Origin of the sequence: Pseudomonas sp. A25(2017) (assembly GCF_002001065.1) — a bacterium.
GTDB lineage: Bacteria > Pseudomonadota > Gammaproteobacteria > Pseudomonadales > Pseudomonadaceae > Aquipseudomonas > Aquipseudomonas kilonensis.
This window is the reverse complement of sequence record NZ_MUOA01000062.1, coordinates 65,475-87,945: the sequence shown is the minus strand read 5'-3', so window position 1 is coordinate 87,945 and position 22,471 is coordinate 65,475. Positions and strand designations below refer to the sequence as shown.

Genomic DNA, 22,471 nt, shown 5'->3' with positions numbered 1-22,471 from the left:
TAACCCGCCTTCGCGAGCAGGCTCGCTCCCACAGAGGAAACGCGGTCCCACCAAGAACCAGGTCGGCTATCAGGCCGCCTCGGGATGGACCATAGGCAGCCGTGACCGCAGCAACGGATATGTACTCAGCCAACAACATCCTGGCCAACTGTCAGACCGCTATCGCGAGCAGGCTCGCTCCCACAGGGGCTTGTGAACGCCGCAAATCCAGTGTGGGAGCGAGCTTGCTCGCGAAGAGGCCAGGACAGACGCTATCAATCCTGAAGAAACGCCGCCACCTTTCCCGCAGCAGCCTCCAGGTGCTGCTCATGACTAAATCCCGAAACCTTCAACGGCTTCAAATCATGATCCCCCGCCGCCAACCACATCACTTCAATATCCGGTGACAAGGCATACCCCTGCACCGCTTCCCGATTGCCCAACGCATCGCGCTCGCCCTGGACGATCAAGGTCCGGGTTTTCAACGCCGCCAGATGCTCGACCCGCGGTTTCTCCGGCTTGCCCACTGCATAGAAGGGATAGCCCAGGCATACCAGCGCATCGGCGCCCAGCTCATCGGCCAGCAGGCTCGCCATGCGCCCGCCCATGGATTTGCCCCCCACGGCCAGCCGCCCAGCGACATAAGGCCGCACCGTGGCGTACACCTCACGCCAGCATTCCAGCAACTTAGGCGCCGGGTTGGGTGGACGCTTGCCCCCATCCAGGCGCCGCTGGGCCATGTAGGGAAACTCGAAGCGCAACACGTTGACGCCCTGTGCGGCAAGGCGCGCGGCCATTTGCTCCATAAAGCCACTGTCCATTGGCGCTCCGGCACCATGGGCCAGGATCAGGGTTGGCGCCTTGGCGCTGGCGACCGATTGCCCGGCTGTCCATAACCAGCCGTGTTCGGCTACACATCGCGCCCATTGATCCCCGTCAATACTGGCCTTGTGCTGTTTGTCCATGCTGACCTCGCTTTTAGTCTGCCTATAACTCCAGGCGAAGAACGCCGCACTGCCTTGCGCAGGCGCTACTTCGGCTGAACCGTGGATGGGGAACCATGAACACTTCTATCAGTACCGCCTACAACTACAAGGTGGTCCGCCAATTCGCCATTATGACGGTGGTGTGGGGCATCGTCGGCATGGGGCTCGGGGTTTTTCTCGCCGCCCAATTGGTCTGGCCACAACTCAACTTCGATTTGCCATGGACCAGCTTCGGCCGCCTGCGCCCACTGCACACCAACGCGGTGATCTTCGCCTTCGGCGGCTGCGCGTTGTTTGCCAGTTCGTTCTATTCGGTGCAACGCACCTGCCAGACCCAGCTGTTCGCGCCGAAAATCGCCGCGTTCTGCTTCTGGGGCTGGCAACTGGTGATCCTGCTGGCGGCCATCAGCCTGCCACTGGGCTACACCAGCTCCAAGGAATACGCCGAACTGGAATGGCCGATCGACATCCTGATCACCATCGTCTGGGTTGCCTACGCCATCGTGTTCTTCGGCACCGTGGCCAAGCGCAACACCAAGCACATCTACGTCGGTAACTGGTTCTTCGGCGGGTTCATCCTGACCGTGGCGATCCTGCACATCGTCAACAACCTGGAACTGCCGGTGAGCTTCACCAAATCCTACTCGGTGTACGCCGGGGCCACGGATGCGATGGTGCAATGGTGGTACGGCCACAACGCCGTGGGCTTCTTCCTCACCGCAGGCTTCCTGGGGATGATGTACTACTTCGTGCCGAAGCAGGCCGAGCGCCCGGTGTATTCCTATCGCTTGTCCATCGTGCACTTCTGGGCGCTGATCACCCTGTACATCTGGGCCGGCCCTCACCACTTGCACTACACCGCGCTGCCGGACTGGGCACAGTCCCTGGGCATGGTGATGTCGCTGATCCTGCTGGCGCCAAGCTGGGGCGGCATGATCAACGGCATGATGACCCTGTCGGGTGCCTGGCATAAGTTGCGCAGCGACCCGATCCTGCGATTCCTGGTGGTGTCCCTGGCGTTCTACGGCATGTCGACCTTCGAAGGTCCGATGATGGCGATCAAGACCGTCAACGCCCTCTCCCACTACACCGACTGGACCATCGGCCACGTCCATGCCGGCGCGCTCGGCTGGGTGGCGATGATTTCCATCGGTGCGCTGTACCACATGATCCCGAAGGTCTTCGGCCGGCCACAGATGCACAGCATCGGCCTGATCAACGCGCACTTCTGGCTCGCGACCATCGGCACCGTGCTGTACATCGCCTCGATGTGGGTCAACGGCATCGCCCAGGGCCTGATGTGGCGTGCGGTGAACGAGGACGGCACGCTCACCTACTCCTTCGTCGAAACCCTGGTGGCCAGCCACCCAGGCTTCGTCGTGCGGCTGGCGGGCGGGGCGATCTTCCTCCTCGGCATGCTGTTGATGGCCTACAACACCTGGCGCACCGTGCGGGCCTACCAGCCTGCCGAAGCCGCCGCTGCCGCGCAGATGGCCTGAGGAGTCCACCATGAAACACGAAACAATCGAAAAAAACGTCGGCCTGCTGATGCTGCTGATGGTCCTTGCCGTGAGCATTGGCGGCCTGACCCAGATCGTGCCGCTGTTCTTCCAGGACGTGACCAACAAGCCCGTGGACGGCATGAAGCCCTACACCGCCCTGCAACTGGAAGGCCGCGATATCTACATCCGTGAAGGCTGCGTCGGCTGCCATTCGCAGATGATTCGTCCGTTCCGCGCCGAGACCGAGCGCTACGGCCACTACTCCGTCGCCGGCGAAAGCGTCTGGGACCACCCATTCCTGTGGGGCTCCAAGCGTACCGGGCCGGACCTGGCACGGGTCGGCGCGCGCTACTCCGATGATTGGCACCGCGCCCACTTGTACAACCCGCGCAACGTCGTGCCCGAGTCGAAAATGCCCGCCTACCCGTGGCTGGTGACCCACGCGGTGGACAGCAGCCATACCGAAGGCAAGCTGCGCGCCATGCGCACCCTGGGCGTGCCGTACAGCGACGACGACATCGCAAGCGCGACGGCCTCGCTCAAGGGCAAGACCGAAATGGACGCGCTGGTGGCCTACCTGCAAGTGCTCGGCACTGCCATCAAGAGCAAGAGGTGAGCCATGGTTCTTGAAATGAGTACTGGAATGATCCGCGGCCTGGGCACGGTCGTGGTGTTCATCGCCTTCATCGGCCTGACCCTGTGGGTATTCAGCAGCAAACGTCGTCCAGAGTTCGCCGAAGCGCGCCTGCTGCCGTTCGCCGACGAGCCGCCCGCCGACACCGCCACCCCCCAAGACCCTGCAACAAGGAGTACCCGGCCATGACCACCTTCTGGAGTACGTGGATCTGCGTACTGACCATCGGCAGCCTCATCGGCCTGACGTGGCTGCTGATCGGCACCCGCAAGGGCGAGACCAAGGGCAGCGTCGACCAGACCATGGGCCACAGCTTCGACGGCATCGAGGAGTACGACAACCCGCTGCCGCAGTGGTGGTTCCTGTTGTTCGCCGGCACCCTGGTGTTTTCCGTCGGCTACCTGGTCCTCTATCCGGGCCTGGGCAACTGGAAAGGCATCCTGCCAGGTTACGACAACGGCTGGACCGGCGCCCATGAGTGGGAAAAGGAAATGGCCAAGGCCGACGCCAAGTTCGGGCCGATCTTCGCCAAATTCGCCGCCATGCCCGTGGAGGAAGTGGCCAAGGACCCACAAGCCTTGAAGATGGGTGGCCGCCTGTTCGCCTCCAACTGCTCGGTCTGCCACGGCTCGGATGCCAAGGGTGCCTTCGGCTTCCCGAACCTGGCCGACAGCAACTGGCGCTGGGGCGGCGCTGCCGACACCATCAAGGCCACCATCCTGGGTGGCCGCATGGCGGCGATGCCGGCCTGGGGTGAAGTGCTGGGCGAGGCCGGGGTCAAGAACGTGGCCGCGTATGTACGCCACGACTTGGCCGGCCTGCCTCTACCGGCAGACAGCGGTGCCGACCTGCAAGCCGGCCAGCAGGCCTTCAACACCACCTGCGTCGCCTGCCACGGCGCCACCGGCCAGGGGACCGAAGCCATGGGCGCGCCGAACCTGACGCAACCGGCCGGCTTCATCTACGGCACCAGCCTGGCACAGTTGCAGCAGACCATTCGCCATGGTCGCCAGGGCCACATGCCGGCGCAGAATGAGTTGCTGGGCAACGATAAGGTGCAACTGCTTGCCGCCTACGTCTACAGCCTGTCCCACACTGCCGGTGCCGAGCGCCTGCAAGCCGAACACAAAAGCGAATAAATCTTGACCGCGTGAACAGCCGCATCCGTCTGGATGCGGCTGCTCCGTGTCCCTGCGCGACGCATTGTCGCACCCTCCCATAGTCTTTCTTTCGGTTCCCCGGAATCGGGTCTAAGCTTGCCTTTGCGTGCGCTGGCGACTGCCGGTTTCAGGTCGACCCGACCCGATGCGTTCGACAATCGTTCGTCAAGAAGGCCGCAAAGGCTGGTGAATACCGGCTGTTGCGACAGTTGCCTGGCATCCCCCGAACGCTGTGTTTGAACACACCCCGTTACAACCGACCTGACCCCCTCGCCTCGTTCCTTCGTTGCGACATTTTGCCGTGGGCCATTTTTGTCCCTACACGGAACATGGAAAGGCCGCAGAATCAGCTTTGGAAAGCATTGACCCAGGTCATGGCGCGTTGCAATGACCCCCCGCTTTCTCCATACTTGCGACCGATTTTTATCCTAATAAAACACCCAAACCGTGGAACCTTAGAATGAGCACAGCAATCAGTCCGACTGCTTATAACTATAAGGTAGTCCGCCAGTTCGCCATCATGACGGTGGTCTGGGGGATCCTTGGCATGGGGCTCGGTGTCTTCATCGCCTCGCAACTGGTCTGGCCGGAGTTGAACTTCGATCTGCCATGGACGACATTTGGACGCCTGCGCCCGCTGCACACCAACCTGGTGATCTTCGCCTTCGGTGGTTGTGCATTGTTTGCCACTTCTTACTACGTCGTGCAGCGAACCTGCCAAACGCGACTGATCTCCGACGGCCTCGCCGCCTTTACCTTCTGGGGCTGGCAAGCGGTCATCGTGGGTGCGATCGTGACCTTGCCAATGGGTTTCACCACCACCAAGGAATACGCGGAACTGGAATGGCCCCTGGCTATCCTGCTGGCCATCGTCTGGGTGACCTACGGCCTGGTGTTCTTCGGCACCATCGTCAAGCGCAAGACCAAGCACATCTACGTCGGTAACTGGTTCTACGGTGCGTTCATCGTCGTGACCGCCATGCTGCACATCGTCAACCACGCGTCCCTGCCGGTCAGCTTCTTCAAGTCGTACTCGGCCTACTCGGGCGCGACCGATGCGATGATCCAGTGGTGGTACGGCCACAACGCCGTGGGCTTCTTCCTGACCACGGGCTTCCTGGGGATGATGTACTACTTCGTGCCGAAACAGGCCGAGCGTCCGATCTATTCCTATCGCCTGTCCATCGTCCACTTCTGGGCGCTGATCACCCTGTACATCTGGGCCGGTCCGCACCACCTGCACTACACCGCACTGCCGGATTGGGCGCAGTCCCTGGGCATGGCGATGTCGATCATCCTGCTGGCGCCAAGCTGGGGCGGCATGATCAACGGCATGATGACCCTGTCGGGTGCCTGGCATAAGCTGCGCACCGACCCGATCCTGCGCTTCCTGGTCGTCTCGCTGGCGTTCTACGGCATGTCGACCTTCGAAGGCCCGATGATGGCCATCAAGACCGTCAACTCCCTGAGCCACTACACCGACTGGACCATCGGCCACGTACACGCCGGTGCGCTCGGCTGGGTGGCAATGATCTCCATCGGCGCCATCTACCACATGATCCCGAAACTGTTCGGTCGTGCGCAGATGCACAGCACCGGCCTGATCAACGCGCACTTCTGGCTCGCGACCATCGGCACTGTGCTCTACATCGCCTCGATGTGGGTCAACGGCATCACCCAGGGCCTGATGTGGCGTGCAATCAACGACGACGGCACCCTGACCTACTCGTTCGTCGAAGCGCTGCAAGCCAGCCATCCTGGTTTCATCGTTCGTGCCCTGGGCGGCGCGTTCTTCGCCAGCGGCATGCTGTTCATGGCCTACAACGTGTACCGCACCGTTCGTGCCTCTGACCCGGCTGAAGCTGAAGCCGCCGCCAAGATCGCCGTAGTTGGAGCTCACTGATGAAGCACGAAACAGTAGAGAAGAATATCGGCCTGCTGGCCTTCTTCATGGTCATCGCCGTGAGTATCGGCGGCCTGACCCAGATCGTTCCGCTGTTTTTCCAGGACGTGACCAACAAGCCGGTCGAAGGCATGAAGCCGCGCACCGCCCTTGAGCTGGAAGGCCGCGACGTCTACATCGCCAATGGCTGTGTCGGCTGCCACTCGCAGATGATCCGTCCGTTTCGCGCAGAAACCGAACGCTACGGCCACTACTCGGTCGCCGGTGAAAGCGTCTGGGACCACCCGTTCCTGTGGGGTTCCAAGCGTACCGGTCCGGACCTGGCCCGCGTTGGCGGCCGCTACTCCGACGACTGGCAGCGTGCGCACCTGTACAACCCGCGCAACGTAGTGCCTGAGTCGAAAATGCCGGCTTACCCGTTCCTCGTAGAAAACAAGCTCGACGGCAAAGACACCGCCAAGAAAATGGAAGTCCTGCGCACCCTGGGCGTGCCTTACACCGACGAAGACATCGCCGGTGCCAAGGATGCCGTCAAGGGCAAGACTGAAATGGACGCGCTGGTGGCCTATCTGCAAGGCCTGGGCACCATCATCAAAAGCAAACGGTGATTCTTTATGGATATCGGGATGATTCGCGGCCTGGGCACTGTCGTCGTGATGGTGGCCTTTATCGGTCTGGCCCTGTGGGTGTTCAGCCCCAAGCGCAAGTCGGAGTTCGAAGACGCGACCTTGCTGCCGTTCGCGGATGATCCCGAAGCCATCAAGCACGTCGAGCAAGCTTCTAGGAGTAACAAAGAATGACTACGTTCTGGAGTCTGTACGTCACAGTCCTCAGCCTGGGTACGATCTTCGCCCTGACCTGGCTGCTGCTGTCGACCCGTAAGGGCCAGCGCGCCGAACAAACGGACGAGACTGTTGGTCACTCGTTCGATGGCATCGAAGAGTACGACAACCCACTGCCGAAATGGTGGTTCATGTTGTTCGTGGGCACCATTGTCTTCGCCCTCGGTTACCTGGTGCTCTACCCGGGCCTGGGCAACTGGAAAGGCCTGCTGCCAGGGTATGGCTACCTGGACACCGAAAAGCAGACCCCTTTCGCCAATGGCCAGACCGGCTGGACCGGCGTTCACGAGTGGGAAAAGGAAATGGCTCGTTCGGACGCCAAGTTTGGTCCGATCTTCGCCAAGTTCGCGTCGATGCCGATTGAAGAAGTCGCCAAGGACCCGCAAGCCTTGAAGATGGGTGGCCGCCTGTTCGCCTCCAACTGCTCGGTCTGCCACGGTTCCGACGCCAAGGGTGCCTATGGCTTCCCTAACCTGACCGATGCCGATTGGCGCTGGGGCGGTGAGCCGGAAACCATCAAGACCACCATCATGGGCGGTCGTCACGCCGTGATGCCGGGCTGGGCTGCCGTGGTTGGCGAGCAAGGCGTCGCTGACGTGGCTTCCTACCTGGTGACCAGCCTGCACGGTCGCAAGCTGCCGGAAGGCGCCAAGGCCGATCCGGCCAACGGCCAGAAACTGTTCGCCGCCAACTGCGTGGCCTGCCACGGTCCAGCTGGCAAGGGCACGCCTGCCATGGGCGCACCTGACCTGACGCATCCGGCCGGCTTCATCTACGGTTCGAGCTTCGCTCAACTGCAGCAGACCATCCGCTACGGGCGCCAGGGCCAAATGCCGGCCCAGGCCGACTTGCAAGGCAACGACAAGGTCCACCTGCTGGCGGCCTATGTCTACAGCCTGTCTCACGGCGAAAAGGCTCCGGCCGCTGACGCCCAGTAAGACAAGTAGCTGATGCACCAAAGGCCCCGCCAATCTGATTGGCGGGGCCTTTTTGTTACCGGCCGAAAAACCTGGGTAAATCTGTTTCGCTTGCCGGCCAACCACCCTGGTAGTAACGTGCCTACATTCAAGTTCAAACGAGGACGCTTCCATGTCCATCACCACCATCTCCAGCCGCGAATTCAACCACGACACAAGTGGTGCCAAAAAAGCCACCCGTGAAGGGCCGGTGATCATCACCGACCGTGGCAAGCCGGCCCATGTACTGCTAAGCATTGAGGAGTACCAGAAACTGACCGGCATTGGCACCAGCATTGTCGAGTTGCTGGTCATGCCCAATGCGCCGGACATCGACTTCGATACCGAGCGCGCCGTCATCGCCCCCCGCTCGGTGGACTTGTCCTGAATGTTTCTACTCGATACCAATGTCATCTCGGAACTGCGCAAACCCCAGGCAGACAGAAACGTCCAAGCCTGGGCACGCAGCGTTCCTGCTCCCAGCCTGTACGTCTCGGCGATCACCGTACTGGAACTGGAAACCGGCGTGCTGCGCTTCGAACGCAAGGACCCGACGCAGGGCAGTCGCCTGCGGGCCTGGCTGGATAATCACGTCATGCCTGCCTTTGCCGGCCGAATCCTGGCCGTGGACCGTGCCGTCGCACTGCGTTGCGCTCGCCTGCATGTGCCTGACCGCAGTAATGAATGCGATGCGTTGATCGCCGCCACCGCCCTCGTCCATGGGTTGACCGTGGTGACCCGCAACATGAGTGATTTTCAAAGCAGCGGCGTGGCGGTGCTTAACCCGTGGTCAGATCCATCCTGAGACTTCATGCGGTCCTGTGGCGAGGGGATTTATCCCCGCTGGGTTGCGCAGCAACCCCCTGCGTCCTGCCTGACACAACACAGTGGCTGATGAATCATGGGGCTGCTTCGCAACCCAGCGGGGATAAATCCCCTCGCCACAAAGAGCAGGCTTATGCCTACTTGAAGTATTTGCTTGCACTGAGGGCGATTTCTCCAACCTGCCAATTTGCCTGTCCGACTCCCTTTCGTTTTTTCACCAACGCCACGGAATGTCTATAGTCAATTGATCTGAGTCATGACTTGTTACATCCGCTACACCATTCTAGGCAGACCCCCAACGCGACCAAAGGTCGCACCCTTGGGCTAGAGCGACAGGCGTATCATTGCGCCACCGCAACACCCTTTCTGACCGTGGTCGGCACGTACTGGCCACGGCACTTTTCCACTGCCGTGGGATGCATTTGATGAGTAACCAGATTCCGGTACATGATGTCACCCCGCCTGCCAAGGACGCGAACAAAAGCGTCGACCTGTATGCCTCTCGGGAAAAAATCTACACCCGCGCCTTCACTGGCCTGTTCCGCAACCTGCGAATGGCTGGCGGCGCGCTCTTGTTCCTGCTGTATTTCGGTACGGTCTGGCTGAACTGGGGTGGCCATCAGGCCGTCTGGTGGAACCTGCCGGAGCGCAAATTTTTTATTTTCGGCGCCACCTTCTGGCCCCAGGACTTCATCCTGCTGTCCGGGATGTTGATCATTGCCGCCTTTGGCCTGTTTTTCATCACGGTCTATGCCGGACGAGTGTGGTGTGGCTACACCTGCCCACAGAGCGTATGGACCTGGATCTTCATGTGGTGCGAAAAAGTCACCGAAGGCGACCGCAACCAGCGCATCAAGCTCGACAAGGCCCCCATGGGCGCCAACAAATTCCTGCGCAAGTTCGCCAAGCACAGCCTGTGGCTGCTGATCGGCTTCGTCACCGGCATGACCTTTGTCGGTTACTTCACGCCCATCCGCGAACTGGTGTTCGAGTTCTTTACCGGCCAGGCCGATGGCTGGTCGTATTTCTGGGTGGGTTTCTTCACCCTCGCCACCTACGGCAACGCTGGCTGGCTGCGTGAGCAAGTGTGTATCTACATGTGCCCTTACGCGCGCTTCCAGAGCGTGATGTTCGACAAGGACACCTTGATCGTTTCCTACGACCCGCGTCGCGGCGAAGGCCGTGGCCCGCGCAAGAAGGGCGTCGACTACAAAGCCCTGGGCCTGGGGGATTGCATCGACTGCACCATGTGCGTCCAGGTCTGCCCTACCGGCATCGACATCCGTGACGGCCTGCAGATCGAATGCATCGGCTGCGCGGCCTGCATCGATGCCTGCGACAACATCATGGACAAGATGGATTACCCACGCGGCCTGATCAGCTACACCACCGAACACAACCTTTCGGGGCAGAAAACCCATAAACTGCGCCCGCGCCTGATCGGTTATGCCTTGGTGCTGCTGACCATGATGAGCCTATTGGCGACGGCGTTCTTCATGCGCTCGCTGGTGGGTTTCGACGTCAGCAAGGACCGCGTGCTCTACCGCGAAAACGCCGAAGGCCGGATCGAGAACGTCTACAGCCTGAAGATCATGAACAAAGACCAGCGCGACCATACGTACGTCCTGGAAGCCGCCGGCCTGCCCGACCTCAAGCTGCAAGGCCGGCGGGAAATCAAGGTCGCGGCCGGCGAGATCTACAGCCAGCCGGTCGAGCTGTCCAGCGCACCGGAGCAACTGCCATCGAGCACCAACGAGGTGACCTTCATCCTCAAGGACGCCGATGACGAAAGCGTACATGTCGAAGCCAAGAGCCGGTTCATCGGCCCACAAACTCGTTGAGAGAACTGAACATGCCTGCAGCAACCGCCACCAGCCCTTGGTACAAACACCTCTGGCCGTGGATCATCATCGCGATCCTGACCTGTTCGGTGACACTGAGCCTGACGATGGTGACCATTGCGGTGAAGAACCCGGATAACCTGGTCAACGACAACTATTACGAAGCCGGCAAGGGCATCAACCGCTCGCTGGAGCGCGAATTGCTCGCCCAGACCCTGCAACTGCATGCCAACGTGCAACTGGATGACGTGACCGGCGAAGTGAACCTGCGCCTGAACGGCAACAGCCGCCCCCAGACCCTGGAACTGAGCCTGATCTCGCCGACCCAGCCGGAGAAGGACCGCAAGATCGTCCTGACCCGCAACGACAGCGAACCGGGGCGCTACGTCGGTCAGCTGACGGACAAGATCGAAGGCCGGCGCTTTGTCGAATTGCTGGGAGTGGAGAACGACAAGACCTGGCGCCTGTTCGAAGAAGAACAGATCAACCACGACCAGGACATCCTGCTCGGCGATGAACCGCTGCAAGGCGCTGAAGACCTGAAAAAATAAACCAGACGACAGCCCCTGTAGGAGCTGCCGAGCGAAGCGAGGCTGCGATCTTTCCCTTGCTGCTTGAGTCCCAAGCGAAAGATCAAAAGATCGCAGCCTTCGGCAGCTCCTACAGTTCGTGTACCTCCTTGCAAGCCCACTATGCCAGGCCTTCATGCGATACCCATGACCACTCCACAGCCCTGCTACCACTGCGCCCTGCCCGTCCCCCCCGGCAGTCGCTTCACCGCCGTTGTCCTCGGTGAAACCCGCGAGCTGTGCTGCCCGGGCTGCCAGGCGGTGGCCGAGGCCATTGTCGCCGGCGGCCTGGAAAGTTATTACCAGCATCGCAGCGAAGCGTCGGCCAACCCCGAATCCCTGCCCGTCCAGTTGACCGATGAACTGGCGCTGTACGATCGCCCAGACGTGCAGCAATCATTCGTGCGCCATGAAGGCGAACTGGCCGAAACCACCCTGTTGATGGAAGGCATCAGTTGCGCCGCCTGCGGCTGGTTGATCGAAAAACAGCTGCGCAGCCTGCCCGCCGTGGCCGAAGCGCGATTGAACCTGTCCAATCATCGCCTGCATGTACGCTGGGCCGACGCTCAACTGCCGCTGAGCACGCTGCTCGCCGAATTGCGCCAGATCGGCTACGTAGCGCACCCGTACCAGGCCGACCAGGCCTGTGAACAACTCGCCGCACAAAACCGCCTGGCCCTGCGCCAATTGGGTGTGGCTGGTCTGTTGTGGTTCCAGGCGATGATGGCGACCATGGCCACCTGGCCGGAATTCAACATCGACCTGAGCCCGGAGATGCACACCATCCTGCGTTGGGTTGCCCTGTTCCTCACCACACCCATCGTCTTCTATAGCTGCGCGCCGTTCTTCAAAGGCGCCATGCGCGACCTGCGCACCCGGCACCTGACCATGGACGTTTCCGTCTCCCTGGCCATCGGCAGTGCCTACGTTGCCGGGATCTGGACGTCGATCACCGGCGTCGGCGAGTTGTACTTCGATGCCGTGGGCATGTTCGCCCTGTTCCTGTTGGCCGGCCGTTACCTGGAACGCCGGGCTCGGGAGCGCACGGCTGCCGCCACCGCCCAACTGGTCAATCTGCTGCCGGCCTCGTGCCTGCGCCTGGAGGATAACGGCCAGAGTGAACGCATCCTGCTCAGCGAATTGCGCACCGGTGACCGGGTGCTGGTGCACCCCGGGGCAGTCCTGCCGGCCGATGGCAAGATTCTCGATGGCCAGTCCAGCATCGACGAATCGCTGCTGACCGGCGAATACCTGCCACAACCTCGGCAAGTGGGCGACGCGGTCACCGCCGGCACGCTGAACGTCGAAGGCGCCTTGACGGTCGAGGTGCTGGCGCTCGGGCAAGACACCCGGCTGTCGGCCATCGTCCGGCTGCTGGAACGGGCCCAGGCCGAGAAGCCGCGACTGGCGGAAATCGCCGATCGCGCTGCCCAATGGTTCCTGTTGTTCTCCCTGGTCGCGGCGGCGGCCATCGGCCTGTTGTGGTGGCAACTGGACGCTTCGCGGGCCTTCTGGATCGTCCTGGCGATGTTGGTTGCCACCTGCCCTTGCGCGTTGTCCCTCGCCACGCCAACTGCCCTCACCGCCGCTACCGGCACCTTGCACAAGCTCGGCCTACTGCTGACACGCGGCCATGTGCTGGAAGGCCTGAACCAGATCGACACGGTGATTTTCGACAAAACCGGCACCCTCACCGAAGGTCGCCTGGCGTTGCGCGCCATTCGGCCATTGGCGGCCCTCGACAGCGATCAATGCCTGGGCTTGGCCGCCGCCCTGGAAAACCGCTCGGAACACCCTATCGCCCGCGCCTTCGGCCGCGCGCCACTGGCCGCCGAGCAGGTACACAGCACCCCGGGGCTGGGGCTGGAAGGCCTCGTGGCGGAACAGCGCCTGCGCATCGGCCAACCCGGCTTTGTCTGCGAACTCAGTGGCGCGACGGTGCCGGTGATGCCGGATGAGGCCGGGCAATGGCTGTTGCTGGGCGATGAGATCGGCCCCCTGGCCTGGTTCGTCCTCGATGACCGCTTGCGCGTCGATGCCCCGGCGCTGCTGGCGGCCTGCAAGGCACGGGGCTGGCGGACGCTGCTGTTGTCGGGGGACAGTTCACCCATGGTTGCCAGCGTCGCCGCCGAGCTGGGCATCGATGAGGCTCGCGGCGGCCTGCGCCCGGACGACAAACTGGCCGTGTTGCAGCAGTTGCACCAACAGGGCCGCAAGGTGTTGATGCTCGGCGATGGGGTGAACGACGTGCCCGTGCTGGCGGCGGCGGACATCAGTGTCGCCATGGGCTCGGCCACCGACCTGGCCAAGACCAGCGCCGACGCCGTGCTGCTGTCCAACCGCCTCGACGCCCTGATCCACGCCTTCAGCCTGGCCCGACGCACCCGCCGGGTGATCATTGAGAACCTGGTGTGGGCAGGGCTGTACAATGGCCTCATGTTGCCGTTCGCCGCCCTCGGCTGGATTACGCCGGTGTGGGCGGCGGTCGGCATGTCCATCAGTTCGTTGACCGTGGTGTTGAATGCGCTGAGGCTGACGCGTCAGCCCAAGGCGCAGGTTCTCGACGCCACGCCCGATACCCGCCCGCTGCCGGCCTGAGCCGCGCGGGCATGGAGTTCCGACATGCCAGCTCTCTACGTGATGATCCCGGCCGCGCTGCTGATCGTGGCCATCGCCGTGTACATTTTCTTCTGGGCCGTGGACAGCGGCCAGTACGACGACCTCGACGGCCCGGCCCACAGCATTCTGTTCGACGATCAGGACCCGAACCACAAGGCGGCGGTGGACGAAGCCAGTGGCGAGGCCCGCAAGCCGGACGACAAGGCCCCGCCTCATGCTTGACCTGGCGCCCCTGTTGGTTTCGGCGGTTATCCTTGGCCTGCTCGGTGGCGGCCACTGCCTGGGCATGTGCGGCGGCCTGATGGGCGCCCTGACCCTGGCGATCCCCAAGGAACAACGCAGCCGGCGCTTTCGGTTGCTACTGGCGTACAACCTGGGGCGGATCCTGAGCTACGCCACCGCCGGGTTGCTGATCGGCCTGGCCGGCTGGGCCGTGTCCAACAGTCCGGCAGCGATGATCATGCGGGTGCTGGCCGGCTTGCTGTTGATTGCCATGGGCTTGTACCTGGCGGGCTGGTGGAGCGGCCTGACGCGCATCGAAAGCGTGGGGCGTGGTTTGTGGCGGCACATCCAACCCGTCGCCAACCGTTTGCTGCCGGTGTCGAGCCTGCCCCGGGCCTTGCTGCTCGGCGCGCTGTGGGGCTGGCTGCCGTGCGGCCTGGTCTACAGCACCCTGCTCTGGTCCGCCAGCCAGGGCAATGCGCTGGACAGTGCGTTGCTGATGCTCGCCTTCGGCCTGGGCACCTGGCCGGTACTGCTCGCCACCGGCCTGGCCGCCGAACGCGTCACCGCCCTGCTGCGCAAACGCAGCGTGCGCATGGCCGGTGGCTTGTTGGTGATTATTTTCGGGGTATGGACACTGCCGGGGCCGCATCAGCATTGGCTCATGGGGCATTGACCGAGTCGCCGCCCATCGCGAGCAGGCTCGCTCCCACAGAAGACTTGTGGTGAACACCACATTTGTGAGCGCCCTAGATCAAGTGTGGGAGCCAAGCTTGCTCGCGATAGCGGTGGCTCAGCTGGCATCCCTGTTGGATGTGCCGCCGTCATCGCGAGCAAGCTCGGCTCCCACAGGTCATGCGTCGTCCTCAAAAACCATGCACACCTTCCTTCGCAGCGAGCCCGTTGACGCAAATCAAAACGGCCACGCCCACGCGCCCCTAGACTCGCCCCATGCCAGTCTATCCGGGGAATGCCCGCATGCTCGACACCATTTGTTGGGACTCAGATCTCATCCGCCGTTACGACCTGGCGGGACCACGCTACACCTCGTACCCCACTGCGGCGCAGTTCGCCAGCCAGGTGGGCACCTTCGACCTGCTCCACGCCCTGCGCGACAGCCGCAAGGCCCTGCGACCGTTGTCACTGTACGTGCACATACCGTTCTGCGCGAACATCTGCTACTACTGCGCCTGCAACAAGGTCATCACCAAGGACCGCGGCCGTGCCCACGCCTATCTGCAGCGCCTGGAACAGGAAATCCAGTTGATCGGCTGCCACCTGGCCCCCACCCAGCGCGTAGAACAGTTGCACTTTGGCGGAGGCACCCCGACGTTCCTCAGCCACGACGAACTGCGCCAACTGATGGCCAAGCTGCGCAAGCATCTGAACCTGCTGGACGACGACTCCGGCGACTACGGCATCGAAATCGACCCCAGGGAAGCCGACTGGTCGACCATGGGCCTGTTGCGTGAACTGGGTTTCAACCGGGTCAGTATCGGCCTGCAAGACCTTGATCCAGCGGTGCAGCGAGCCGTCAATCGCCTGCAAAGCCTGGAAGAAACCCGTGCCGTGGTCGAAGCCGCCCGGACCTTGCAATTCCGTTCGATCAACATCGACCTGATCTACGGGCTGCCCAAGCAGACCCCGGAAAACTTCGCCCGCACCGTCCAGGAAGTCATCCATCTGCAACCGGACCGGCTCTCGGTGTTCAACTACGCCCACCTGCCGGAACGCTTCATGCCCCAGCGGCGCATCAACAGCCAGGACTTGCCGAACCCGGAGCAGAAACTGGTGATGCTGCAAGGCACCATCGAACAACTGACCGCCGCCGGTTACCGCTATGTCGGCATGGACCACTTCGCCCTGCCCGACGACGAACTGGCAATCGCCCAGGAAGAGGCTACGTTGCAGCGCAACTTCCAGGGCTACACCACCCATGGCCATTGCGACCTGATCGGCCTTGGCGTGTCAGCCATCAGCCAGATCGGCGATTTGTACTGCCAGAACAGCAGTGACCTGAACCATTACCAGAACACCCTCGCCGACGGGCAACTGGCGACCAGTCGCGGGCTGATCTGCAACGCTGACGACCGGCTGCGGCGCGCGGTGATCCAGCAGTTGATCTGTCATTTCCACCTGCCCTTCGCCGAGATCGAGCAAACCTTCAACATCGATTTTCGCGGTTACTTCGCGCCGCAGTGGCCGCAATTGCAGGCCATGGCCGCGGATGGGCTGATCGAGTTGGATAACACCCACATCCGGGTATTGCCCGCCGGGCGCCTGCTGGTGCGATCGGTGTGCATGGTGTTCGATGCCTATCTGGACCTGCACAATCGCCAACGCTTCTCCCGAGTCATCTGAGCGCGACAATTTGACGACGAAACCACGCTGGCCGGACTGTCTGCTCTGGGGTACCCTTACGCCTTATGCGTGATTTCCCACAAGGATTTAAGAAATGTCCGAGCCAGTCAAACTGCGCGCCCACAACCAGGCCCATTGCAAGGATTGCAGCCTGGCCCCCCTCTGCCTGCCACTTTCGCTGAACCTGGAGGACATGGACGCGCTGGACGACATCGTTAAACGGGGCCGTCCGTTGAAAAAAGGTGAATTCCTGTTTCGCCAGGGCGACACCTTCGATTCGGTCTATGCGGTGCGCTCGGGCGCCTTGAAGACCTTCAACCTGAGCGACGGCGGCGAAGAACAGCTCACCGGCTTCCACCTGCCCAGCGAACTGGTGGGCCTGTCCGGTATGGACACCGAGTCCCACCCGGTCTCGGCCCAGGCGCTGGAAACCACCTCGGTGTGCGAAATTCCCTTTGATCGCCTGGACGAGTTGTCCATACAGCTGCCGCAACTGCGCCGCCAGTTGATGCGAGTCATGAGCCGGGAAATTCGTGACGATCAGCAAATGATGCTGCTGCTTTCGAAAAAAACCGCCGACGAGCGTATCGCCACGTTCCTGGTCAACCTCTCGGCACGCTTTCGCGCCCGCGGGTTCTCGGCCAACCAGTTCCGCTTGAGCATGTCGCGCAACGAAATCGGCAACTACCTGGGCCTCGCGGTGGAAACCGTGTCCAGGGTATTCACCCGCTTCCAGCAGAACGAGTTGATTGCCGCCGAAGGCAAGGAAATTCACATTCTCGACCCGATCCAGCTCTGCGCCCTGGCCGGCGGCTCGATCGAAGGCTGATGGCCCCGCGCGGCTGAGGGATGTTCCCAGCCGCGCTATACTGCCGCGTTTGCAGCTCAGCCAGGACACCTCCACGATGGTCTTTGACTCCTTCGACATCAAATCCCTGATTCGCCCCGTGATCGATTTCCCCAAGCCCGGCGTGATCTTTCGCGACATTACCCCACTCTTCCAATCCCCGACTGCCCTGCGACTGGTCATGGACAGTTTCGCCCACCGGTATGTCGAGGCCGAGTTCACTCATATCGGCGCGATGGATGCGCGGGGTTTCCTGATCGGCTCGATCCTGGCCTATCAGTTGAACAAACCGCTGATCCTGTTCCGCAAGCAAGGCAAGCTGCCGGCCGATGTGCTGGCCGAGGGTTACCAGACCGAATACGGCGAAGCCTTCCTTGAAGTGCACGCCGATAGCTTGTGCGAGGGTGATTCGGTGGTGATGTTCGATGACCTGATCGCCACTGGCGGCACGCTGATCGCCGCTGCCAACCTGATCCGCCGCATGGGCGCCAAGGTCCACGAAGCCGCAGCGATCATCGACTTGCCGGAGCTGCTCGGCTCCCAGCGTCTGGAAGACATGGGGATACCGACGTTCTGCCTGACGCAGTTCTCGCTCAGCGAAAAATAACCCTCGCAAACAAAGAACAACCCCCTGTGGGAGCGAGCCTGCTCGCGATGGCGGTGTGTCAGTCAGCACTGATGTTGACTGACACACCGCCATCGCGAGCAGGCTCGCTCCCACCAGGGGTTTGGGTGGCGGCTACAAGGCGATCGGCTTGCGCCCCGCAAATGAATGCGCCAGCGTCCCGCCATCCACCAACTCAAGCTCCCCACCCAGCGGCACGCCGTGGGCGATGCGCGAGGCGATCAGGCCTTTGTTGTTGAGCAGTTGGGCGATGTAATGGGCGGTGGCTTCGCCTTCGACCGTCGGGTTCGTGGCAAGGATGACTTCCGTGAACGTACCCGCTTCTTCAATCCGCGCGATCAACTGTGGAATGCCGATGGCTTCAGGCCCCAGGCCGTCGAGCGGCGACAAATGCCCCTTGAGCACGAAATAACGGCCACGAAAACCGGTCTGCTCCACCGCATACACATCCATCGGCCCTTCCACCACGCAGAGCAGGCTGTCGTCCCGACGCGGGTCGGCGCATTGCGGGCAGAGGTCGTCTTCGGTGAGGGTGCGGCATAAACGGCAATGCCCTACGCCCTCCATGGCCTGGCTCAGGGCCTGGGCCAGGCGCGAACCGCCGCTGCGATCACGCTCGAGCAATTGCAACGCCATGCGCTGGGCAGTTTTCTGACCTACACCCGGCAACGTTCGCAGGGCATCGATCAGTTGGCGAATCAAAGGGCTGAAGCTCATGGAGGAAATGTCCGACATAACAACGAGACGCGGTTTATACCCGCGCCTCCGATTAGCGTCAAATACTCAATCCTGCGCGACCCGCACCACCAACTTGCCGAAGTTGCGCCCTTCCAACAGGCCGATAAACGCCTGTGGCGCATTCTCAAGGCCATCGACCACGTCCTCACGGAACTTGACCTTGCCATCACGCACCCACGGGGCCATGGCGCTGATGAACTCCGGCTGACGGTCACCGTAGTCATCAAACACAATAAACCCCTGGATCCGCACGCGCTTGTTCAGCAAGGTGCGCTGCAACTGCGGCAAGCGATCCGGGCCGCTCGGCGCTTGATGATCGTTGTAGGAAGCGATCAGGCCACAGAGCGGGATCCGCGCCTTGGCGTTGAGCAGCGGCACGACGGCATCGAAAACCTTGCCACCGACGTTTTCGTAATAGATGTCGATGCCCTTGTCGCAAGCCTGGGCCAGTTCCTCGGCAAAACGTGCGCTCTTGTGATCGACACAGGCGTCAAACCCCAGCTCGTCGACCACGTACTTGCATTTCTCGCTGCCTCCCGCGACGCCGACGACACGCAGGCCCTTGATTTTCGCCACCTGGCCGACCACCGAGCCCACCGCACCCGAGGCCGCTGCGACCACCAGGGTCTCCCCGGCCTTGGGCTGGCCAATGTCCATCAGCCCCATGTAAGCGGTCATGCCTGGCATGCCCAGCACACCCAGGGCCATCGACGGGCTGGGCAGCCCCGAGGGGATGGGCATCACGTTGCGCCCGTCGCTGATGCTGTGGCTCTGCCAACCGGTGGCCCCCACCACCAGATCACCCGCCTGGAATTTCGGGTGCGTCGAGCGTTCCACGCGGCTGACGGCGCCGCCGGTCATCACCTCGTCGATTTTTACCGGAGCAGCGTAGGAAGGCGCGTCACTCATTCGCCCGCGCATGTAGGGGTCCAGGGACAGGAATAGTGTCTTGAGCAGAATTTGTCCCTCCGCCAGATCCGGCAGTGTCACGTGTTCAAGACGAAAATTTTCCGGCGTGGGCGCCCCTTGGGGGCGGGAGGCCAGGACGATGCGCTGACTGGAAATCGATGACATGGATGCGTCTCCTTGTTCGTTGAGCGGACACGTATAGGAAGCAGACCATTGCCGAAGGGGCGGCGTTCGATGTTTGTTCAGCCGGCACTTGTGGGAGCAAGGCTTGCCCGCGATGAACGATGGCGCGCAGTTCCGACAAACCGAGGCGCCTGCATCGCGGGCAAGCCTTGCTCCCACAGAGCCTTGCTCCCACAGGTAAGGTTTCTGTCACCGCTCGCCCCTACGACAGAAACAACAATGCCAGGCGCGATGCCTGGCATTGTGTGTAGCCCATCCCGACCGGGATGGCGAATCAGAACGGCAGTTTCATGCCCGGCGGCAGCTGCATACCGGCCGTCATGCCGGACATCTTGTCCTGGCTGTTGGCTTCGATCTTGCGCACCGCGTCATTGACGGCGGCGGCGAACAGGGCTTCGAGCATTTCCTTGTCGTCTTCGCTCAGGCCTTCGACCACGCTTGGGTCGATGCTGACGCGCTTGATGTCGTGGCGACCGGTCATGACCACGGTCACCATGTCGCCGCCGGACTTGCCGGTGACTTCGGCGTTGGCCAGTTCTTCCTGCATCTTGGCCATTTTTTCCTGCATCTGCTGCGCCTGCTTCATCAGGCCGGCCATGCCACCTTTCATCATGGGAATCACCTCGAAAGTACTTGGATAAACAACGCGCCCGGCCCGTTCGGCCCGGCGCCTTCAGTTATGAGCCCTGGGTGACCGGGGCCTCGATAGGTTCGATAGTATCGTGACGGACCACGGCGCCGAACTGTTGCATCATCTGCTGGATGAATGGATCACTGTGGATCGACTCCTCGGCTTCGCGCTGACGGTCGGCACGGCGGCGGGACCCGGCTTGGGCCGGGGTCTCCTGCTCGGGCTTGATCAGCTCCATGGTCAGCGTCAGGGGGCGCTGGTGGTACTGGTTCAGCGCATCGTTGAGGCGACGTTGCTGGGTCGCGTTGAACAGTGCGCTGTGGGCCGGGTCCAGGTGCAGCAGCCAGTGGTCGCCTTCCACGGAAATCAGCGTGCAGTTGGCGGCGATGCTGCCGGTCATGCCGCTGATCGGCAGTTTAGGAAACAGTTCCAGCCATTGCAGGGCCAGGCCGGTGGCTGGCATCGCCGCCGGTTCCGGCTCGGGCTCCGGGGCCGGCTCAGCGGCGTGCTCGCTGGCCAGGTCGTCCAGGTAGCTGTAGGCCGAATCCATGTCTGGCTCGATGTAATCCTCGTCCAGCGGCGGTTCGTCGTCCTGGTCGAGGCCTGGCGTGGCGACATCGACGTCGGTCACTGTCGGTTCGGGCACCGGCGCGGCAACCCACTCCGGTGCATCGAGTACCACGCTGTCAGGCGTCGGCAAAGGCATCGGCGGCAACTCGGGCTGCTCGGCGATGGTCTCCAGGACCGGCTCCACGGCCGGTTGCTGGACAACCTCGGGCTCGATCGGATCGTTCCAGGGCAGATCGACAACGGCTTCGACGACCGGTTCGGGCAGCGCCTCGACGACCGGTTCAGGTTCTGGCTCAGGGGCCGCGACAACAGGTGTCGGGGCCGGTGCCGCCACAGGTGCCGGCGCTACCGGAGCCGAAGCCACTGCCGGCGCAACGACGGGCGCGGCAGCCACTGGCTTGGCGGAATCAGCTGTGGCCTGGCTGATCCCCACTGGCTTTAGCGCTTGCCTCGGGACGTCCGTCGTATCGGCTGGCCGGAACGCCAGCATTCGCAGCAGGACCATTTCGAAGCCGCCGCGCGGATCCGGTGCCAGGGGCAGGTCGCGACGGCCGATCAGGCCCATCTGGTAATAAAACTGCACGTCTTCGGCCGGCAGCGCCTGGGCCAGCGCCAATACGCGATCACGGTCGCCATGACCGTTGTCGACGCCATCAGGCAAGGCCTGGGCGATGGCGACCCGGTGCAGCACGTTGAGAATTTCCGAGAGCACGCCATTCCAGTCCGGGCCCTGCTCGGCCAGGTGACGCACCGCTTCGAGCAGCGCCTTCGCGTCACCTTCGATCAGCGCATGCAAGACGTCATAGACCTGGCCATGATCGAGGGTGCCAAGCATGGCCCGGACGTCGGCGGCCATGACCTTGCCTTCACCGAACGCGATGGCCTGGTCGGTCAGGCTCATGGCGTCGCGCATCGAACCATCGGCGGCGCGGCCCAGCAGCCACAGCGCATCGTCCTCGAAGGGCACGTTCTCGACGCCCAGTACATGCGTCAGGTGCTCGACGACCCGCTCCGGCGTCATGTTCTTGAGGGAGAACTGCAGGCACCGCGACAAAATCGTTGCAGGAAGTTTCTGCGGGTCGGTGGTCGCCAGGATGAACTTGACGTAGGGCGGTGGTTCCTCGAGGGTCTTGAGCAGCGCATTGAACGAATGGCTGGAGAGCATGTGCACTTCGTCGATCAGGTAGACCTTGAAGCGCCCACGGCTCGGCGCGTACTGCACGTTGTCGAGCAGTTCGCGGGTGTCTTCGACCTTGGTGCGGCTGGCGGCGTCGATCTCGATCAGGTCGACGAAGCGGCCCTCGTCGATCTCCCGGCAGACCGAACACTCGCCGCAAGGCGTCGAAGTGATGCCGGTTTCACAGTTCAGGCACTTGGCGATGATCCGCGCGATGGTGGTCTTGCCCACCCCGCGGGTACCGGTGAACAGGTAGGCGTGGTGCAGCCGCTGGCTGTCCAAGGCATTGATCAGAGCCTTGAGCACATGGGTCTGGCCGACCATTTCGCGGAACGAGCGCGGACGCCATTTACGTGCAAGAACCTGATAACTCATCGAAAACCGTCGCAACG

23 protein-coding genes are annotated in these 22,471 nt (G+C 62.3%); 18 read left to right on the top strand and 5 right to left on the bottom strand.

The window, feature by feature from the left end; translation table 11 throughout:
- Positions 1-254 precede the first annotated feature (254 nt).
- Positions 255-944 (bottom strand): alpha/beta family hydrolase, encoded by a 690-nt coding sequence (locus tag B0E42_RS15125; protein ID WP_077506753.1) that lies wholly within the window; start codon positions 942-944, stop codon positions 255-257.
- A 95-nt stretch (positions 945-1,039) separates the two neighbouring features.
- On the opposite strand from B0E42_RS15125, the gene ccoN (B0E42_RS15120) reads away from it, so the two are divergent.
- The 18 genes from ccoN (B0E42_RS15120) (at position 1,040) to B0E42_RS15035 (ending at position 17,853) form a co-directional block, all read left to right on the top strand.
- Positions 1,040-2,464 (top strand): cytochrome-c oxidase, cbb3-type subunit I, encoded by a 1,425-nt coding sequence (gene ccoN, locus B0E42_RS15120; RefSeq protein WP_014339375.1) that lies wholly within the window; start codon positions 1,040-1,042, stop codon positions 2,462-2,464.
- 10 nt (positions 2,465-2,474) lie between these two features.
- Positions 2,475-3,083 (top strand): cytochrome-c oxidase, cbb3-type subunit II, encoded by a 609-nt coding sequence (gene ccoO / locus B0E42_RS15115; RefSeq protein WP_077506752.1) that lies wholly within the window; start codon positions 2,475-2,477, stop codon positions 3,081-3,083.
- Between the two features lie 3 nt (positions 3,084-3,086).
- The gene (locus B0E42_RS15110) at positions 3,087-3,290 is read left to right on the top strand and encodes a cbb3-type cytochrome c oxidase subunit 3 (protein ID WP_024618408.1); all 204 of its coding nucleotides are present in this window, start codon (positions 3,087-3,089) and stop codon (positions 3,288-3,290) included.
- On the top strand, positions 3,287-4,240 hold the full coding sequence (gene ccoP, locus B0E42_RS15105) for a cytochrome-c oxidase, cbb3-type subunit III (RefSeq protein ID WP_018608587.1): 954 nt from the start codon (positions 3,287-3,289) through the stop codon (positions 4,238-4,240). Before B0E42_RS15110 ends, ccoP (B0E42_RS15105) begins: the two co-directional genes overlap by 4 nt.
- Positions 4,241-4,721: 481 nt before the next feature.
- The gene (ccoN, locus tag B0E42_RS15100) at positions 4,722-6,164 is read left to right on the top strand and encodes a cytochrome-c oxidase, cbb3-type subunit I (RefSeq protein ID WP_014339379.1); all 1,443 of its coding nucleotides are present in this window, start codon (positions 4,722-4,724) and stop codon (positions 6,162-6,164) included.
- Entirely contained in the window at positions 6,164-6,772 is a 609-nt protein-coding gene (gene ccoO / locus B0E42_RS15095; protein WP_014339380.1) for a cytochrome-c oxidase, cbb3-type subunit II, read from the top strand. The genes ccoN (B0E42_RS15100) and ccoO (B0E42_RS15095) overlap by 1 nt, the downstream gene beginning before the upstream one ends.
- A 6-nt stretch (positions 6,773-6,778) precedes the next feature.
- Complete coding sequence (locus B0E42_RS15090) at positions 6,779-6,964, top strand: CcoQ/FixQ family Cbb3-type cytochrome c oxidase assembly chaperone (protein ID WP_003175465.1); 186 nt, start codon at positions 6,779-6,781, stop codon at positions 6,962-6,964.
- A complete protein-coding gene (gene ccoP / locus B0E42_RS15085) occupies positions 6,961-7,944 on the top strand; it encodes a cytochrome-c oxidase, cbb3-type subunit III (RefSeq protein WP_053178589.1) in 984 nt (327 codons plus the stop codon). Before B0E42_RS15090 ends, ccoP (B0E42_RS15085) begins: the two co-directional genes overlap by 4 nt.
- Positions 7,945-8,095: 151 nt before the next feature.
- Positions 8,096-8,350: a type II toxin-antitoxin system Phd/YefM family antitoxin gene (locus B0E42_RS15080; protein WP_018608607.1), complete on the top strand. Its 255-nt coding sequence runs from the start codon at positions 8,096-8,098 to the stop codon at positions 8,348-8,350.
- The gene (locus tag B0E42_RS15075) at positions 8,351-8,767 is read left to right on the top strand and encodes a type II toxin-antitoxin system VapC family toxin (RefSeq protein ID WP_077506751.1); all 417 of its coding nucleotides are present in this window, start codon (positions 8,351-8,353) and stop codon (positions 8,765-8,767) included. It begins immediately after the preceding gene.
- 445 nt (positions 8,768-9,212) lie between these two features.
- On the top strand, positions 9,213-10,628 hold the full coding sequence (gene ccoG / locus B0E42_RS15070; protein ID WP_077506750.1) for a cytochrome c oxidase accessory protein CcoG: 1,416 nt from the start codon (positions 9,213-9,215) through the stop codon (positions 10,626-10,628).
- An 11-nt stretch (positions 10,629-10,639) separates the two neighbouring features.
- On the top strand, positions 10,640-11,179 hold the full coding sequence (locus B0E42_RS15065) for a FixH family protein (protein WP_014339383.1): 540 nt from the start codon (positions 10,640-10,642) through the stop codon (positions 11,177-11,179).
- Between the two features lie 165 nt (positions 11,180-11,344).
- Positions 11,345-13,795, top strand: coding sequence for a heavy metal translocating P-type ATPase (locus tag B0E42_RS15060; RefSeq protein ID WP_077506749.1), 2,451 nt, complete (start codon positions 11,345-11,347; stop codon positions 13,793-13,795).
- A 24-nt stretch (positions 13,796-13,819) separates the two neighbouring features.
- Positions 13,820-14,038, top strand: coding sequence for a cbb3-type cytochrome oxidase assembly protein CcoS (ccoS, locus tag B0E42_RS15055; protein WP_003183505.1), 219 nt, complete (start codon positions 13,820-13,822; stop codon positions 14,036-14,038).
- The gene (locus B0E42_RS15050; protein WP_018608618.1) at positions 14,031-14,714 is read left to right on the top strand and encodes a sulfite exporter TauE/SafE family protein; all 684 of its coding nucleotides are present in this window, start codon (positions 14,031-14,033) and stop codon (positions 14,712-14,714) included. Before ccoS ends, B0E42_RS15050 begins: the two co-directional genes overlap by 8 nt.
- A 302-nt stretch (positions 14,715-15,016) precedes the next feature.
- A complete protein-coding gene (gene hemN, locus B0E42_RS15045; RefSeq protein WP_077506748.1) occupies positions 15,017-16,399 on the top strand; it encodes an oxygen-independent coproporphyrinogen III oxidase in 1,383 nt (460 codons plus the stop codon).
- A 94-nt stretch (positions 16,400-16,493) separates the two neighbouring features.
- Positions 16,494-17,228: a fumarate/nitrate reduction transcriptional regulator Fnr gene (gene fnr, locus B0E42_RS15040; RefSeq protein WP_018608622.1), complete on the top strand. Its 735-nt coding sequence runs from the start codon at positions 16,494-16,496 to the stop codon at positions 17,226-17,228.
- A 76-nt stretch (positions 17,229-17,304) separates the two neighbouring features.
- Positions 17,305-17,853: an adenine phosphoribosyltransferase gene (locus B0E42_RS15035; RefSeq protein ID WP_003199587.1), complete on the top strand. Its 549-nt coding sequence runs from the start codon at positions 17,305-17,307 to the stop codon at positions 17,851-17,853.
- Between the two features lie 132 nt (positions 17,854-17,985).
- Here the strand turns inward: B0E42_RS15035 and recR are convergent, their stop codons facing one another.
- From recR to dnaX, 4 genes are all read right to left on the bottom strand, one after another.
- Entirely contained in the window at positions 17,986-18,588 is a 603-nt protein-coding gene (gene recR, locus B0E42_RS15030) for a recombination mediator RecR (RefSeq protein ID WP_003199585.1), read from the bottom strand.
- Between the two features lie 66 nt (positions 18,589-18,654).
- Positions 18,655-19,683 (bottom strand): NADP-dependent oxidoreductase, encoded by a 1,029-nt coding sequence (locus B0E42_RS15025; protein WP_077506747.1) that lies wholly within the window; start codon positions 19,681-19,683, stop codon positions 18,655-18,657.
- 292 nt (positions 19,684-19,975) lie between these two features.
- Entirely contained in the window at positions 19,976-20,314 is a 339-nt protein-coding gene (locus tag B0E42_RS15020) for a YbaB/EbfC family nucleoid-associated protein (RefSeq protein WP_003183512.1), read from the bottom strand.
- Positions 20,315-20,378: 64 nt separating this feature from the next.
- Entirely contained in the window at positions 20,379-22,454 is a 2,076-nt protein-coding gene (gene dnaX, locus B0E42_RS15015; protein WP_077506746.1) for a DNA polymerase III subunit gamma/tau, read from the bottom strand.
- Between the last annotated feature and the right edge of the window lie 17 nt (positions 22,455-22,471).

Coding starts and splice junctions, on each gene's coding strand:
- B0E42_RS15035 (WP_003199587.1), top strand. CDS start 17,305: ATGGTCTTTGACTCCTTCGACATCAAATCCCTGATTCGCCCCGTGATC.
- B0E42_RS15090 (WP_003175465.1), top strand. CDS start 6,779: ATGGATATCGGGATGATTCGCGGCCTGGGCACTGTCGTCGTGATGGTG.
- B0E42_RS15065 (WP_014339383.1), top strand. CDS start 10,640: ATGCCTGCAGCAACCGCCACCAGCCCTTGGTACAAACACCTCTGGCCG.
- B0E42_RS15025 (WP_077506747.1), bottom strand. CDS start 19,683: ATGTCATCGATTTCCAGTCAGCGCATCGTCCTGGCCTCCCGCCCCCAA.
- B0E42_RS15060 (WP_077506749.1), top strand. CDS start 11,345: ATGACCACTCCACAGCCCTGCTACCACTGCGCCCTGCCCGTCCCCCCC.
- B0E42_RS15110 (WP_024618408.1), top strand. CDS start 3,087: ATGGTTCTTGAAATGAGTACTGGAATGATCCGCGGCCTGGGCACGGTC.
- ccoO (WP_014339380.1), top strand. CDS start 6,164: ATGAAGCACGAAACAGTAGAGAAGAATATCGGCCTGCTGGCCTTCTTC.
- hemN (WP_077506748.1), top strand. CDS start 15,017: ATGCTCGACACCATTTGTTGGGACTCAGATCTCATCCGCCGTTACGAC.
- dnaX (WP_077506746.1), bottom strand. CDS start 22,454: ATGAGTTATCAGGTTCTTGCACGTAAATGGCGTCCGCGCTCGTTCCGC.
- recR (WP_003199585.1), bottom strand. CDS start 18,588: ATGAGCTTCAGCCCTTTGATTCGCCAACTGATCGATGCCCTGCGAACG.
- ccoS (WP_003183505.1), top strand. CDS start 13,820: ATGCCAGCTCTCTACGTGATGATCCCGGCCGCGCTGCTGATCGTGGCC.
- ccoN (WP_014339375.1), top strand. CDS start 1,040: ATGAACACTTCTATCAGTACCGCCTACAACTACAAGGTGGTCCGCCAA.
- B0E42_RS15125 (WP_077506753.1), bottom strand. CDS start 944: ATGGACAAACAGCACAAGGCCAGTATTGACGGGGATCAATGGGCGCGA.
- B0E42_RS15050 (WP_018608618.1), top strand. CDS start 14,031: ATGCTTGACCTGGCGCCCCTGTTGGTTTCGGCGGTTATCCTTGGCCTG.
- fnr (WP_018608622.1), top strand. CDS start 16,494: ATGTCCGAGCCAGTCAAACTGCGCGCCCACAACCAGGCCCATTGCAAG.
- ccoP (WP_018608587.1), top strand. CDS start 3,287: ATGACCACCTTCTGGAGTACGTGGATCTGCGTACTGACCATCGGCAGC.
- B0E42_RS15075 (WP_077506751.1), top strand. CDS start 8,351: ATGTTTCTACTCGATACCAATGTCATCTCGGAACTGCGCAAACCCCAG.
- ccoG (WP_077506750.1), top strand. CDS start 9,213: ATGAGTAACCAGATTCCGGTACATGATGTCACCCCGCCTGCCAAGGAC.
- ccoP (WP_053178589.1), top strand. CDS start 6,961: ATGACTACGTTCTGGAGTCTGTACGTCACAGTCCTCAGCCTGGGTACG.
- B0E42_RS15080 (WP_018608607.1), top strand. CDS start 8,096: ATGTCCATCACCACCATCTCCAGCCGCGAATTCAACCACGACACAAGT.
- ccoN (WP_014339379.1), top strand. CDS start 4,722: ATGAGCACAGCAATCAGTCCGACTGCTTATAACTATAAGGTAGTCCGC.
- ccoO (WP_077506752.1), top strand. CDS start 2,475: ATGAAACACGAAACAATCGAAAAAAACGTCGGCCTGCTGATGCTGCTG.
- B0E42_RS15020 (WP_003183512.1), bottom strand. CDS start 20,314: ATGATGAAAGGTGGCATGGCCGGCCTGATGAAGCAGGCGCAGCAGATG.